Raw genomic sequence first — 14,498 nt, 5'->3', positions numbered from 1 at the left:
TATCCACCGCGCGCGGAAATTTATCCACGATCATTGCCCCGCCACCGACAGCGGTTCTATGCACGATGTCGGGTGTCGTTTGCCCCAAGGACTGGTGCGGGCGCTCACCGTTATAAAAGACAAAGTACTTCGTCAGTCCGACCAGTAACTCGCCCATCGTAGCGTAGCCATTGAGATACACATCCTCATGCTTGACGCTGCGCCAGAGGCGTTCGACGAAGATGTTGTCGAATGCCCGCCCACGCCCATCCATGCTGATGACAATGCCCTCACGGGTCAGCACGTCCGTGAAGACGGCGCTGGTGAACTGTGCGCCTTGATCGCTGTTGAAGATTTCCGGCCGACCGTGGTTGCGCAATGCATCCTCTAGGCAATCGACGCAGAACACCGCTTCCATGCTGTTGCTGATCCGCCAGCTGAGCACCCGGCGCGAGTACCAGTCGATAATGGCGACCAGATAAGCGAAACCATGCGCCAGGCGGATGTAGGTGATGTCCGTGCTCCAGACCTGGTTGGGTCTGACAATCGGGACGCCGCGCAGCAGGTAAGGATAGATCTTGTGTTCAGGGTGTGGACGGCTGGTATTCGGCCCCGGCGCCATGCCGGCCAAGCCCATCTCCCGCATCAGGCGTTGTACCCGCTTGCGATTGACGGTGTGACCCGCCACCTTGAGGAATACGACCATCTTGCGGCTGCCGTAGAATGGGTGTCTGGTATACTCCTCGTCAATCAGGCGACCGAATAGCAGGTCGCTTTCATCGACCGGCTTGGGCCGTTGCTGCGCATAGGCTGTGGCGCGGGATACGCCGGCCAGAATACATTGCTGAACGACGCTGACCGCAGCACCTTGGCTGATCCAGGCTTGCCGCGTCATGACTGGCTGACCCCAGACTTTTTTTTGAGCCAATCCAATTCCACCTTCAGCTTGCCGATCTCGCTGTAGAGCAGTTCTGGCTCCCGGTGGGCAGCCAGCGGCTTGGGGCCGCGCTTGCCTTCAAACAGGGTCTTGGCTTGCTCCTGTATCGCTTTCTTCCACTGACCAACCTGAACTGGATGTACGCCGTATTCCTGGCCAATCTCGTTGATCGTCTTTACGCCTCGTACGGCTTCCAAGCCAACCTTCGCCTTGAACTCCGAGGTGTGTACCTTCCGCTTCTTCGCTTCGCTCATCGTTGCTAATCCCCTTATGACAAAGTACAGCTTAAACCTTTGTCTTGAAAACGGGGTCCACTATAGAAAGTATTACGTGTTTGTGTTGACCCCGATCGTTTACCCTTTGATGGAGTGGATGAGGATAGACAACATGTTGGGCTATCAAAAGATTACTTCGACATTTTTTCGCACATGTTGGGCATCCAAATGGTTGTGCCAGAAGTCCAGGACTGGAATGACCTGATCAGCAAGGCTAAGAGCCGCGAATGTGATGTGGTTTCTCAGATCAACGCCAGTGAAGAGCGACAATCTTTTCTGGATTTTACGACCCCGTATTTTTACCTGCCTTTAGCCGTTGTAACGCGTTATGACAGAATTTTTGTTGAGGAAAGCCTTGAGGGTGCCGGGACCCAGTTTGCGGTGATCAAAGGTGATATCGCGATTGATAAACTCAGGCAGCGTTACCCCGGTGTCGTGCTTGTTGAAGTTAAAAATAATATCCAGGCGATGGAGCTCGTTTATGCAGGAGATGTTTTTGGCTATATTGGAGCGCAGGGCGCGGTTGCCTTTGCCATTCAGTCCCTTAATCTGAATAAATTGGCGGTAACCGGCAGTCTACCGCTTCGGTATGAGCTCTCTGTTGCCACTCGTAATGATGAGCCGTTACTGGGAAGCGCGTTTGAAAAGGCCGTTCTTCACCTTGACCCGAAAGAGGGGCAAAGTATCCGCGATAAATGGATTGCGATTACGATCGAGAAGGTGACTGACTATACTTTGTTATGGCTGACCTTACTCGTACTGGGAACAGTGCTTATCGTTTCTTTATACTGGAACCGTCATCTAGCCCAGGCAAACAAGAAAATTCGCGACACGCTTAATGATTTGCATGAGGTGCAGGCTCAACTTGAAAATCAAAACAGAATGTTCAAACGGCAGTCGATTACTGACGCTCTTACGGAAATTTACAATCGTCTTAAGCTGGATGAAGATCTTTCTTATGCCATAAAACGGTCTAAACGCACGAAAAGTGAATTTTCCATCATCTTGTTGGATATCGATAACTTCAAGCTGGTGAATGACCATTTTGGTCATCTCGTTGGGGATGAGGTACTGAAATCGTTTGCTTCTCTGCTCGTTAGCTCCATTCGTAAAAGCGATATTGTCGGGCGCTGGGGCGGTGAAGAGTTTCTTATCATCTGCCCTGACACGGATCTACAGGGTTGCGAGAATCTAGCCGAGCAAATCAGGAAGCGAATTGCGGAACACGAATTTCCTGAAAAAAGGGTACTCAATGCCAGCTTAGGGGTCGCTGTTCACCAACAAGATGAAAACGCAGACACCATGATTGCCCGTGTCGATAAAGCACTTTATCGAGCCAAGAAGCACGGGCGTAATCGCGTTGAGGTTGACAGAGGGGGTGAGCACCAGCGTCTAGAAAGTAAATGATAACATTCGAGTATTATGAAGGGGGTAGTGATCTAACTGGTTGGTAAGCCTCGTAATTATAGGTGCCGCGAACTTTCCTCACATCGGCAGTATTTTTTTGGGGTCTTGGTACGCTTAATTTGGAGATCGTTGACATGAACGAAGCATTGGGGTCTTTTTCAACGGCACACAATAGTGATCCGCTGAGTAAACATCATACCCCTTCGGGCTTTTCTGACCGCGTGGCCTTTCGCTTAACCAGGCTTCTACGTTTTTTTGCGGATCTTTTTTTTGCCAAGCGCTATGGGCACCGTGCGGTAGTGTTGGAAACCGTAGCAGCCGTACCGGGGATGGTCGGCGGGATGGTGGGGCACATGCGCTCGCTTCGTCGGATGGAAGACAATCGGGAATGGATCCACACGCTGCTGGAAGAGGCTGAAAACGAACGCATGCACCTAATGACGTTTGTACAAATTGCTCAGCCCAGCGTTTTGGAACGGGTGCTGATTTTGCTCGCGCAGGGGTTTTTTTTACCAGCTTTCTATTTCTCTACGTTATTTCTGGCCGCACCGCACATCGGCTAGTGGGTTATTTCGAAGAAGCGGCGGTGTATAGCTATGGCGAATACCTGGCCGAGGTGGACAGTGGTCGTTTGGAAAACGTGCCCGCTCCGCAGATTGCAATTGACTATTGGAAATTGCCCGCCGATGCAACTTTGCGCGATGTCATTATAGTGGTCAGAATGGATGAAGCGGGTCACAGGGATGTTAACCACCGCTTTGCCGATAGTTTTGATCATTGATCACGCGTTTTGGTTTTCAGGCCAGGCTGTTAATTAAATAGTTGGAGTGAATGTGCAGTGCCAGTGCCGCCGCCTCTTATGTTATGGAATCTTAGGGGAGCGGCTACTTCTGCGGAGGAACCTTAGGTGCGCTGGCATTTTTTTTACGCCCAAGCCGGGAAAAAACGGTCCTCGATTTTTGTCCTAAAGAGCCAAAACTTTTTTTCGAAGCTTGAATCTCAAACGCTATGCCCGCCAGTGCAGATTGCCGTTGACGATTCAGGCTTTCTATTCCTGCCTTTGCACCTTCGGATACCGTTGTAGAGAAAGAGTTTACGGTCATGAAAATTTTGCTGACACGTTCTATGGCCATCTCTTCGCGTTCGTCAATGGCTCCGTCGGCTTCTGCCAAACCGGTAAGAAACGAGATGACCTCGTTAGACATGGAGTTGTAGTTGCAGTCAGGGTTGGATTTTTTAAAGCGAGCAAGCTGCTCGCTTATTCCCTTAACGGTGTATTGGTCAGCCTGTAACTCGATCAGCGAGAGGTCTTTATCGACGAAGGTCATGTCATAGCCCCACTGGGTTACAAAATAGAACTTAATAAACTCTCGCTCTTCGTGATTCACATTGCCATCCATGGAGGCCAGTTTTACCCCCAGCATGGCGATCATGTCGAAAAGGCCAGTGGCTAAAATATCCAGAGGCGTATTGATAAAATCCGGAATCGATTTCACTCTGCCAGACGATCCGCGAACAAAATATTTGCCGATGACAATGCTCAGCCCTGCACCAGCAACACCTGCGGCTATGGCCCAACCAACCGGTGTGGCGGCTGTGCCAATTCCCAGCACGCCAAGAAGTCCCGATTGAGTAAAAAAGGTTTAAGCGACCAACGACGACTGGGCAACGGCAACGCCCGTTGTTGCGCCGGTAGCTGCATCGACACTGTCGAGGAAGTGCTTCTTGAGCTTTAGCGACGTGTAAGCGTCTTCGCCGATGTCAAGTTTCAGCTTGAATCGAAGAGGGTCCTGAATCACCTTTTCGACGCTTTTCATCACGTCTTCTGGCTGAGAATCGGTCATCGAATTTAGTCTGCCGCCACAGGAAAGGTTGAGATTAATGAACATTAGAACATCGCGAAAGAGGTGACAATCGGTTCGGGTTAGAAGTTGCAGCTATGGTAAAATAAAGCGTTCGAAAAGACTGTTTTGACTGAGCTGGATTCACCTAAGACTAGGGATTATATTTTGACCAATAATGATGTTTTACGCCGTGTACGTTATATCTTTGATTTAAACGACAGTACGATGATTGAAATCTTTGCTTTGGCCGATTTTACCGTAACCGAAGAGCAAGTTTCTGCCTGGCTGAAAAAGGACGAAGACGATACGTTTTTGAAGCTCAATGACATAGCTCTAGCCGTTTTTCTTAATGGCTTAATTATTTATAAACGTGGTAAACGCGATGGCGAGCAGCCAGAGCCAGAGAAGCAGCTGAATAATAATATTGTATTCCAGAAACTGCGAATTGCTTTAAATTTAAAGGCTGATGATATTTTGGCTATTTTTCAGTTGGTAGAATTTCAATTAAGTAACCATGAATTAAGTGCGCTTTTCCGTAAGCGAGGTAATAAGAATTATCGAGAGTGTAAAGACCAAATTCTTCGAAACTTTTTGCTAGGCTTGCAGCGCCAGATACGGCCAAACCATGATGTTTCAGGCGCATAATTTTAACAAAACGCCCAACCACCGGTAGGTGAACTCTCCGCCGTGCTACCAATGTCGCTTCGACATGATTGTCAGGCTATTCAATACTCGAAGGCGCAACCTAACGTTCTGAATAAAAATTGTGGATAAGAGGAGAGCATCATGACGTCTGAATCGGATTCCCTGCTATTAGTTGATAATTTGGACGGCGTAACCACGCTGACCTTGAATAATCCGGCCGGTCGTAACAGTTTGTCGATGGCGATGCTGCAGGCGTTGCATGAGCAGTTGGTGGTATTGGCCGATGACGCCGCCACGCGGGTTGTGGTTTTGGCGGCCAGTGGCAAGGTGTTTTGTGCCGGTCACGATTTGAAAGAGGTGCAGAATCAGCTTGGCAGTACGCCGTTTATGCTGTCTTTGTTTGAGCTGTGCAGCAAGGTGATGCAGCAGATTGTGAATTTGCCGAAACCGGTGATTGCCCGAGTTGATGGCGTAGCCACAGCGGCCGGCTGCCAGCTGGTGGCCAGTTGTGATCTGGCGGTTGCCGGTGAAACGGCGCGCTTCGCGACGCCCGGGGTGAATATCGGTTTGTTCTGTTCCACGCCAATGGTGGCGCTGTCCCGTAACGTATCACCCAAACATGCCATGGAAATGTTGCTCACCGGCGAGATGATCAGTGCTGCCCGGGCAGAGCAGATCGGATTGGTAAACCGGGTGGTTGCCGACAGCGAACTGGGTAATGCGGTTGCGCAGTTGGCGGGTACAATCGCCAGTAAATCTGGCCATACTTTGAAAATCGGCAAACAGGCGTTTTATCGTCAGCTAGAAATGCCCCTGCACGAGGCTTATGCCTATACCTCTCAGGTGATGGCGAAGAACCTGGAAGCTGAGGATGCGGAAGAGGGCATTTGCGCGTTTCTGGCGAAGCGACCGGCTAAGTGGCAGGATCGCTAAGGTTCATTGGCGCACAGCGCCGGGTCTGTCTGTAAGCGATCGCCCAGAGTTAATTGATAACGGCTAAAAAAACCGGCATTCATCTCTATAGCCTGGACAAATTCGGCGCCCGCCGGGTAGGTTGGACAATTGAACGCCGCCAAAAATTCGCAAGGCTCCATCCGATTAATGGCGACGATGCTGCCTTGCGCGTTCACATAGGCAATGTCTAACGCTATCAGCGTGTTGCGCATCCAGAAGCTGTTTTCGGCAGACTGAAGGCTGCCGTAGTCAAACAGCATGCCGCTGCGTTCTTCCAGTTTTTCCCGTCCCATCAAGCCGATGCCCCGCTGTTCTGTTGTTTCGGCCCACTCCAGGCTTACAGAAACGCTCTGTTTTTCACTCACAAAGCACGCTGCGTGCCCCGGCAACACCTGAGACTCCATAGCACGGGCGCCCGTGGTGCACGCCACCATCAGCAGCGATACACTTAAGGCGATAAGTCTTGGTTTTAACGCTACCAGGTTCATGGGCGCAGTCTGTATCCGGTTTTGAAAATCCAACTGATGGTCACCAAGCAGGCGGTCAGAAAACCCAGTGTCATAAGCAGGCTAACGCCAATGTGGACGTCAGACACGCCGAAAAATGCCCAGCGAAATCCACTGATCAGGTACACCACGGGATTGAACAGGCTGATGGTTTGCCAGACCTCTGGCAGCATGTCGATGGAATAAAAAGTGCCGCCCAAAAATACCAGTGGAGTCACGATCATCATCGGAACAACTTGTAGCTTTTCGAAATTGTCAGCCCAAATGCCAATAATAAAGCCGAACAGGCTGAAGGTGACGGAGGTTAGTACCAGAAAAGACACCATCCAGAACGGGTGCAAAATGCTGTAATCCACGAAAAACTTCGATGTAACCAGGATGATTAACCCCAGTATCACCGATTTTGTGGCCGCAGCACCTACGTAACCCAGTATCACCTCGATATAGGATATAGGTGCCGACAGCACCTCGTAGACGGTGCCTGAAAATTTTGGCATGTAGATGCCGAAAGATGCGTTGGAAATGCTGTGCATCAACAGTGATAGCATGACCAACCCGGGGATAATGAATGCGCCATAGGGCACATCGCCAATATCGCCCATGCGGGCGCCTATGGCCGAACCGAAAACCACGAAATACAAGCACGTGGAAATCACCGGCGAGAGTATGCTTTGCATAAGGGTCCGCTTCATGCGGGCCATTTCAAATTTGTAGATGGCGCTTACGCCGTAAAAATTCATGCCGTTCTCCGTAGGGTGTTTATTGGCGCACCAGCCCAACAAATATGTCTTCGAGGGAGCTTTCCCGGGTTTTCAAGTCGCGGTATTCAATGCCAAGGTCGCCCAGGGTTCTTAGCAGGCGGGCAATACCGGTCTGCTCGTGTTGGGCATTGAAGGTGTAAATCAGTTCATGGCCGGACTCTGACAGCTCCAGGGATTCCGCAGCCAATTCGGGGGGTAAGAACTCGAGTTTGTTCTGCAATTGCAGGCGCAGTTCTTTTTTCCCCAACTTGTTCATCAGCCGGTTTTTGTCTTCCACCAGTATGATTTCACCTTGGCGGATAACCCCGATACGATCCGCCATTTCCTCGGCTTCTTCAATGTAGTGGGTGGTCAGAATGATGGTGACGCCACTTTCCCGCAGTTGGCGCACCAGCGCCCACATATCCCGGCGCAGTTCTACGTCTACACCAGCGGTGGGTTCGTCCAGAAACAGGATGCGTGGCTCGTGAGACAGGGCTTTGGCAATCATCACTCGGCGCTTCATGCCGCCAGACAACGTCATTATGTGGTTGTTGCGTTTGTCCCACAGCGATAGTGCCTTCAATATTTTTTCAATGTGAGCCGGGTTTGCCGGTTTACCGAACAACCCTCGGCTGAAGGATACAGCGGCCCAAACGGTTTCAAACGAATCGGTGGCGAGTTCTTGCGGCACCAGACCTATGGCTTGCCGAGCTTGACGGTAGTCGCGAATGATATCGTTACCCGCAGCCAGAACCTGACCCGACGACATATTCACCAGGCCGCAGATAATGCTGATCAGCGTGGTTTTTCCCGCGCCGTTGGGCCCCAACAGCGCAAATATTTCGCCGCGGCTAATGTCGAGGTTAATGTCTTTCAGGGCCTGAAAGCCGCCTTCGTAGGATTTGTTCAGATTTTTTACGGAAATTTCCGGTTGCACGGCACTATCCTGTTTTAAAAAAAAGTAAACATTGGCCTGTTTTAAAAAAAGTAAACACTGGCCTGTTTTCACATAGGTAAACACTGGCTGAATGATAGCAAGCGATCATTTTGTCATGACTTCGGTTGCTTTAGAAACCTTTGAATGGGCGGCAGAACTGTCCATAATGCCGTTTTACCAACAAGGTGTGCCAATGATACGTGGGATAAAGGTTTCGAGTTTGAAAATAGGTCTGATTATCGTATTGATTGCCGTCGCTGTTCTGGCGCTGCGCTGGCTGGATAGCTCGAATAGCGAAAAGACCGGGCAGCAGACCAGCACCTGTAACCTGCAAAAGAGCGACTGTGACTGGCCACAACAGGGCCAGAACTGGCGGGTAAGCCTGTCTGACATCACCACGAATAACGACACCGAGAACAATTATCGACTCGATATTGTTGCCCCGGGGGCGCCTCAGCCGCTGTTAGTGGTGTTGCGTGGCGAGTCTATGTACATGGGCGAGTACCCGGTGCCACTGGTGCGCAACGGCAACGGCAATGACTATTACGCCGAATTTTCTGCGCCTTTTTGTACCACCGGCGACGCTATGAATTGGCGCGTAGACTTACAAAAAGGCATGACGCCGCTGGCCGATCAACCACCATTCAGGATGGTGTTTCAGGACGACTGATCCACCAGAGTTATGTCGGCGTTGGCGACATTTTCACCGCCAATTGTGGGTCTTTCTATAACCCATTGTGCACCTTCTTTGACGACGCCGACAACCGCAGCGTGAGCATAACCACACTGGCGTAATGCCATTAAACAATCTTCAACATTGTTCGCAGGTACGCTTGCCAGCAAGCCCCCTGCGGTTTGTGGGTCAAACAGCAGCGGATAAACCGGATGATTTTGCCACTGGCTGGCCTGCTCAATACGGCTGGCTGCGCCGCTGTTGGCAATGTGAAGCGAGCTTAAAATGCCCTGGCTGCTGGTTTCTAATGCGCCGTCCAGTAGCGGTATGGCGGCAAGATTAAGCTCCACAGCACAACTCGAGGGGCGCAGCATTTCTGCCAGGTGTCCAAGCAGGCCAAAGCCGGTAACGTCGGTGCAAGCTGTTGCGTCGTGTTGCTGAAAACACTCGGCAGCGCTTGCACTGGACTGCACCATGCAGCTTAGGGCTGCGTCAATCCAACGGCCTTTGGCAATAAGCTGCGCATGTGCGGCCAGCAGAGTACCGGTGCCTATGGGCTTGGTGAGAATAATGGCGTCACCGGGTTGCATTCCGCCTTTGCTCATCAGCACATCCGGATCAATCAGGCCGTTCACCGCAAACCCCAGAGCCAGTTCCTGGCCTTCGCCGGTATGCCCGCCCACCAGAGCACAATCGGCGTTATTCAACACCGACACAGCGCCTGCCATCATCTGGTAGATTTGCTCTTCCACTTTGCTTTCGATGCCATAGGGCACGGTGGCGATAGCCGTAGCGCTTTGCGGCGTTGCACCCATGGCAAAAATATCCCCCAAGCTGTGATTGGCGGCAATCTGACCAAACAGGTAGGGATCATCAATAAAGGCACGAAAGAAGTCCACCGTTTGCACAATGGCTTTGCCCGGAGGCATGCGCAATACGGCTGCGTCATCCGGAGCGTGAAGGCCAACAATGACATCATCGCGGTTCACCGGCTGCAGCTTTGACAGCGCGCGGGACAACACCGTGCTACCGACCTTAGCGCCGCAACCTCCGCAGCGCATGGTGGCCGAAGACAGCGCTTGGGCGGCGTCTTCGGTGGAGCGTGCAGCGTCGGTATTTGGTTTAACCAGCTTATTAGGAATCGCCGCCAACTCTTTGAAGTTCTTCATAAAGCGACGGTCGATCTGGTCTTTCCAACGCCACACCAACGCGCCGGATACGCTCAGCTTTCCGCGCGAGGCCACCGCGTAGCGGTCACCGGTGGAAATCAACGCCAGCCATTTTTTCTGAGGGTGATAGTTCAACGGCGTTTTGCCAAGGGCCATCCGGCGCAGATTATCCGCCAGCGGCTTGCCTTGGCGTACCGCAAATACCCCGGCTTTTTCCCGCGGGTGGTGAATCATGTTGGCAATATCGCCAACCGCAAAAATGCGATCGCTGTTTTCAACCTGAAGCGTATCGCGAACTCGAATAAACAAACCGTCGTCCAGTGCCAGCTCGGTTTGGGCCAGCCATTTCGGGCCGCCGGCGCGGGTCACCCAGAGCACTTCGTCCGCCATTAAGGGCGATTTTTCACCTTCAATCTGTAAGGTTCGGGCGGTTACTTCGGTGACTGCCGCACCCAAATGAACATTTACACCCCGCTCAGCCAGGGTGCGTTCAAACAGGGTGCGTACTTTTGGATTGTGGGTGGGTAATATCGTGTCAGCGGCATCCAGTATATGCACATGGAGTTCTACCGCCTGGTTGGCAATGTTGCGTAGTTCGTTCTGCAAGCGGTATTGCATAGCCAGAGCCATTTCAACGCCGCCAGCGCCTGCACCTACCACAGCCAGTGTGAACGGGCCCTGGTGTTGTTTTATGCGGTCAAGCAATTCCAGCCAGTGCCGATTAAAGCGGTTAATAGGTTTCACGGGTACTGCGTGTTCGGCGGCGCCTTTCACATCGGCAGTACGTGGTGAAGAACCAATGTTGATAGAGAGCAAATCGTAGCTGACGGGCGGGCGATCACGGCAGATAACCTGCTGGGCGGCAGCATTCAGGCCGATGGCTTCGTCCCGGTAAAAGCGCGCTCCAGCAAACTCAGCCAGTCGGCTTAAATCGATATGGATGTCGTCATGGCTATAGTGGCCGGCAATGTAACCGGGCAGCATGCCAGAGTAGGGCGTGTCGGTGTCGCGGCAAATCAGCGTCAAACGCACGCCAGGTACGGGATTCATGGCGAACTGCCGCAAAACCCCGACGTGGCTGTGCCCGCCGCCAATCAGGACAATGTCCTGTAATACAGGCTGGTCAGGCTTTTGCATTAAACGATTTTCTTGGCTTCAGCCGCCAGCTGGTCAAAGTCCTTTATGCTGGCAAACGCTTTTAGCTTTTCTTGGTCTTCGGTGCTGGGGTAGGCAATCTGGGCGATAGTGTTCAACCCGGCTTCTTTCATTTTTTTCTGGGTAGCGGGGCCAATGCCTTTGACTCGGGTCAGGTCGGAGGGATCTGCCAGTTGAGTTGTTTTTGCCTTGGTTTTAGCTGGAGCTTGAGCGGGTGCCTTTGCCGGTGCTACAGCAGATGTAGACGCAGGTGAAGGTGCGGCTTTGGCCTTGATTTTTTTCGGTGCTTTTGATTTTGATGGCGTGGCTTCTGAGGCTACAAGAGACTCAGCCGCAGGCTTTGCCTTTTTCTTCTTGGGTACTGCAGGAGTCGGCAACACCGGTTTCTTGCTGTCCGGCTTATCTTCGTCGGCGTGTGCAATGCCCAATCGTTCCAACAGGCTGTTTTGCATCTCTTGAAATTCCTGAAGCCGACGCTCGAATTCGTCGTTGAAGCGCTTCATTTCGCGATCGCGCAGTTCGTCAATGTCCTTACGCAGCTTGTGCACAGGTTGTTTTATCTGGGTTTGCAGATTGTCGAACTGTTTCAGAGCATCACTAAACAGACTTTCAATGTGTGACGTGGTTTTAGCGAACTTCTTGTTTACTTTTTTTACAAGTTTTTCGACGTTTTTTGGCTTTTCTTTCTTGGCCATGATGTTGTCCTCAGGTGGGTTGGGGCAATAGATTTGCGGTAAATGGCACAACTGAATAGCTGAAAATCAGTACAGAGCTGGTTCAGGCCGTTTTCTGTAACGCTGCGCCGGTGCCTGATGAGCGGCGGGACTGAATGGACTGCTTTCTGCTTAACACACTGCGAATACGACTTAAGCGATCACTCAGATGGGGATTTTTTTGTCGGTCCGGGTCGACAAACTCAACGGAGTAAAAAAAATTACTACAGTGTTTTCGACGTTGGATAATTACGCCGTTTATACCTTGGGCGCAAATTTCGTCTACCGGCATGGTCATCACCAAATCCATAATGATGGTGTCGCCGGGTTCGAACACTTTGTCACTTTTCAATACGCAGCCGTAAGTGTCCAACTCAAACACTGGAACATCCACACGTTCTTTACGAAACAGCCCATGCCGAAAATGGAAGCGGGCGCGTAAATCGGGCAATGCCTCATTCATCAATAAAGATTCCTGCCGTCATGTCAACTTTTGACGAACCTTGTTGCTCACTCCTTAAAGTACAAGGTTCGACCGGTTTTTCAAGCCACTCTTAGAATGGACCTGTTTTTAGCTGATAGAGATCAACCCGGCGATCTTTAAGATTGGTCACCGAACCTTCGTTACGCACCAGCGTCAGCTTTTCCAGGTCCATATCGGAGAACATGATCATTTCGGTGTTCGGAGTGGTTTCTGCCATCACCGCATCGTGGGGAAAGGCGAAATCTGAGGGCGAGAACACCGAAGACTGGGCGTACTGCACATCCAGGTTTTCTACCTTCGGTAAGTTACCAACGCTGCCGGTGATCACCACATAGCACTCGTTTTCAATAGCACGAGCCTGAGCGCAGTGACGCACTCGCAGATAGCCGTTCTTGGTATCGGTCCAGAAGGGCACGCAAATGATGTCTACTTCCTGTTCTGCTGCCATACGCCCCAGCTCCGGGAATTCAATATCGTAGCAGATCAGAATAGCAACGCGGCCGGCGTCTGTTTCAAATACCTTGAACTCGTTGCCGCCTTCAATCACCCAGTCACGGCGTTCGTGTGGGGTGATATGAATTTTGCGCTGCTCGTCTACACGGCCATCGCGGTGGCACAGGTACGAGACATTATAGACCCGGTCATTTTCAATCAGCGGCATTGAGCCCGTGATTATATTGATGTTGTAACTGACCGCCATGTCAGACATTTCCTTACGGAACTGTTCAGTGAACCCGGCAAGGAAACGTACGGCGCGCGTTTGGTCGACCTGATCTGTCAGGCCCATCAAGGGCGCGTTAAAAAACTCTGGAAACAGGGCGAAGTCGCTTTTGTAGTCCGACAGCGCATCAACAAAATACTCAACCTGTGTTAGCACCTCCTCAACCGATGCGAACTCACGCATCTGCCACTGAACCGCACCCATGCGAACTTGGGTTTTGCGTGTGTTCAGTACAGAGGAGGGGGGAACATACAGAATGTTCCGCCATTCCAGCAGGGTTGCATAGCCCAGAGATTTTTCATCTTCCGGCAAATATTTGTGTAACAAGCGGGTTACCTGAAACTCATTGGACAGCTGAAAACTCAGGATCGGGTCATAAATATCTTTACGGCTTACCCGTTCGATGTATTCGGCCGGGGTAGAATGGTCTTTGTATTTGTGATAACTGGGAATTCGACCCCCAGCCAAAATGGCGCGCAGGTTCATGGAGCGGCAAAGTTCTTTGCGTGCCTCATAAAGCCGGCGGCCCAGGCGGTAACCGCGGTATTCTGGGTGAATAAAGACATCCAGACCGTACAGCGAATCGCCTTTTTCGTCGTGTCGGAGTTTTTTATCACGCAGGATCAGGTCATCATAAGTGTGCGGATTGCTGAACCTTTCGTATTGCACGCTCACCGTTAACGCCACGGCCACCAGCTCGCCACTTTCTTCAATGCAGATCTGGCCATCTGGAAACTGTTTTACCAGAGCCTTGATGGTGTCGCGCGGCCAGGCTCCACCAATATCATCGTAAACCCGGTCCATCAGCACTTGCAGCTGATTGTAATCATCTAGCGTCAGGTTGCGAAGGTTCAAATGCAGTTCTTCATGGGCCATAAACAGCGGCTCCCTTGGGCGTTCAGTCAGTTGGTGGCGCGGTGAAAACACGCGCTCCCATAGAATAAAAGACGATAGAGTCTAACAGAAGCGAAAAATCCAGGCATGACGTTCCGTTTAGCTGCGCAAGCTGTTCAGTGTTTGTAAAAATAGATCCCCGTACTTTTCCAGCTTGGCAGCACCCACACCGCTGACTTCGGCAAGCTCTTCCAGACTGGCGGGCCGGCGCTCCAGCATGTCGAACAGCGTGGTGTCGTGGAAAATGACGTAGGGCGGCACACCTTGCTTATCAGCGAGCTGTTTGCGGCAGGCCCGCAGCGCTTCCCAGCCGTCGTGGTCCGTAATTTGCTCCCGTACCGATGCAGCGGAGCGTGAGCTGCCTTTTGCTGCACTTTTTGGCGGCTCCGGATCTTTACGTAATTGAACGCTGGCTTCGCCTTTTAACAGAGGGCGGCACTGTTCGGTCAGTTGCAAAGCACC

The 14,498-nt window shown here is 51.5% G+C and carries 15 protein-coding genes and 2 pseudogenes; 6 read left to right on the top strand and 11 right to left on the bottom strand.

Annotated features, from left to right (window positions below; all coding sequences use genetic code 11):
• A protein-coding gene (locus MELB17_RS22115) for an IS3 family transposase (protein ID WP_085988712.1) occupies window positions 1-1,170 on the bottom strand; the annotation gives its coding sequence in 2 pieces (ribosomal slippage) (window positions 1-885 and window positions 885-1,170; 1,171 coding nt annotated over the 2 pieces). This gene is flagged as partial in the annotation.
• Window positions 1,171-1,254: 84 nt separating this feature from the next.
• On the opposite strand from MELB17_RS22115, the pseudogene MELB17_RS26265 reads away from it, so the two are divergent.
• The 3 genes and pseudogenes from MELB17_RS26265 to MELB17_RS22100 all read left to right on the top strand — a co-directional run.
• Window positions 1,255-1,881, top strand: a pseudogene (locus tag MELB17_RS26265) (transporter substrate-binding domain-containing protein); the annotation flags it as partial.
• Between the two features lie 192 nt (window positions 1,882-2,073).
• Window positions 2,074-2,598, top strand: a complete 525-nt coding sequence (locus MELB17_RS26260) for a GGDEF domain-containing protein (protein ID WP_264673257.1) — start codon at window positions 2,074-2,076, stop codon at window positions 2,596-2,598.
• Window positions 2,599-2,732: 134 nt separating this feature from the next.
• Window positions 2,733-3,379 (top strand): annotated as a pseudogene (locus MELB17_RS22100) (alternative oxidase).
• A gap of 103 nt (window positions 3,380-3,482) precedes the next feature.
• Here the strand turns inward: MELB17_RS22100 and MELB17_RS22095 are convergent.
• Window positions 3,483-4,211, bottom strand: a complete 729-nt coding sequence (locus MELB17_RS22095; protein WP_007352583.1) for a TerB family tellurite resistance protein — start codon at window positions 4,209-4,211, stop codon at window positions 3,483-3,485.
• Between the two features lie 30 nt (window positions 4,212-4,241).
• The gene (locus MELB17_RS24820) at window positions 4,242-4,442 is read right to left on the bottom strand and encodes a hypothetical protein (RefSeq protein WP_007352582.1); all 201 of its coding nucleotides are present in this window, start codon (window positions 4,440-4,442) and stop codon (window positions 4,242-4,244) included.
• Between the two features lie 165 nt (window positions 4,443-4,607).
• Here MELB17_RS24820 and MELB17_RS22090 point away from each other — a divergent pair, with 165 nt between their 5' ends.
• The gene (locus MELB17_RS22090) at window positions 4,608-5,087 is read left to right on the top strand and encodes a DUF1456 family protein (protein ID WP_007352581.1); all 480 of its coding nucleotides are present in this window, start codon (window positions 4,608-4,610) and stop codon (window positions 5,085-5,087) included.
• Window positions 5,088-5,228: 141 nt separating this feature from the next.
• A complete protein-coding gene (locus tag MELB17_RS22085; protein WP_007352580.1) occupies window positions 5,229-6,020 on the top strand; it encodes an enoyl-CoA hydratase in 792 nt (263 codons plus the stop codon).
• On the opposite strand, the gene MELB17_RS22080 is transcribed toward MELB17_RS22085, so the two are convergent.
• Genes MELB17_RS22080 through MELB17_RS22070 form a run of 3 tightly spaced genes read right to left on the bottom strand, consistent with a single transcriptional unit; the run spans window position 6,017 to window position 8,227 of the window.
• A complete protein-coding gene (locus tag MELB17_RS22080) occupies window positions 6,017-6,529 on the bottom strand; it encodes a DUF192 domain-containing protein (RefSeq protein WP_007352579.1) in 513 nt (170 codons plus the stop codon). The two genes, MELB17_RS22085 and MELB17_RS22080, sit on opposite strands and share 4 nt — an antisense overlap.
• Window positions 6,526-7,287 carry an ABC transporter permease gene (locus MELB17_RS22075; RefSeq protein WP_007352578.1) on the bottom strand — a complete coding sequence of 254 codons (762 nt, stop codon included), beginning with the start codon at window positions 7,285-7,287 and terminating at the stop codon, window positions 6,526-6,528. Before MELB17_RS22075 ends, MELB17_RS22080 begins: the two co-directional genes overlap by 4 nt.
• A 19-nt stretch (window positions 7,288-7,306) precedes the next feature.
• Window positions 7,307-8,227, bottom strand: coding sequence for an ABC transporter ATP-binding protein (locus tag MELB17_RS22070; protein ID WP_036186027.1), 921 nt, complete (start codon window positions 8,225-8,227; stop codon window positions 7,307-7,309).
• 193 nt (window positions 8,228-8,420) lie between these two features.
• Between MELB17_RS22070 and MELB17_RS22065 the strand changes: the two genes are divergently transcribed.
• Window positions 8,421-8,897, top strand: coding sequence for a hypothetical protein (locus MELB17_RS22065; RefSeq protein ID WP_036186024.1), 477 nt, complete (start codon window positions 8,421-8,423; stop codon window positions 8,895-8,897).
• Here the strand turns inward: MELB17_RS22065 and selD are convergent.
• The 5 genes from selD to MELB17_RS22040 form a co-directional block, all read right to left on the bottom strand.
• Window positions 8,885-11,206: a selenide, water dikinase SelD gene (gene selD / locus MELB17_RS22060; RefSeq protein ID WP_007352575.1), complete on the bottom strand. Its 2,322-nt coding sequence runs from the start codon at window positions 11,204-11,206 to the stop codon at window positions 8,885-8,887. The genes MELB17_RS22065 and selD overlap by 13 nt on opposite strands.
• Window positions 11,206-11,919 (bottom strand): hypothetical protein, encoded by a 714-nt coding sequence (locus MELB17_RS22055; RefSeq protein WP_007352574.1) that lies wholly within the window; start codon window positions 11,917-11,919, stop codon window positions 11,206-11,208. The genes selD and MELB17_RS22055 overlap by 1 nt, the downstream gene beginning before the upstream one ends.
• Window positions 11,920-12,001: 82 nt before the next feature.
• Window positions 12,002-12,400 carry a hypothetical protein gene (locus MELB17_RS22050; protein WP_007352573.1) on the bottom strand — a complete coding sequence of 133 codons (399 nt, stop codon included), beginning with the start codon at window positions 12,398-12,400 and terminating at the stop codon, window positions 12,002-12,004.
• Window positions 12,401-12,491: 91 nt separating this feature from the next.
• The gene (locus tag MELB17_RS22045) at window positions 12,492-14,018 is read right to left on the bottom strand and encodes a bifunctional GNAT family N-acetyltransferase/carbon-nitrogen hydrolase family protein (protein ID WP_007352572.1); all 1,527 of its coding nucleotides are present in this window, start codon (window positions 14,016-14,018) and stop codon (window positions 12,492-12,494) included.
• A 117-nt stretch (window positions 14,019-14,135) separates the two neighbouring features.
• A partial coding sequence (locus MELB17_RS22040; protein ID WP_007352571.1) for an HRDC domain-containing protein occupies window positions 14,136-14,498 on the bottom strand: 363 nt, incomplete at its 5' end.

This window comes from Marinobacter sp. ELB17 (genome assembly GCF_000169375.1).
Lineage (GTDB): Bacteria > Pseudomonadota > Gammaproteobacteria > Pseudomonadales > Oleiphilaceae > Marinobacter.
The sequence above is the reverse complement of the archived record's forward strand: the minus strand, read 5'-3'. Positions and strand labels throughout refer to the sequence as shown.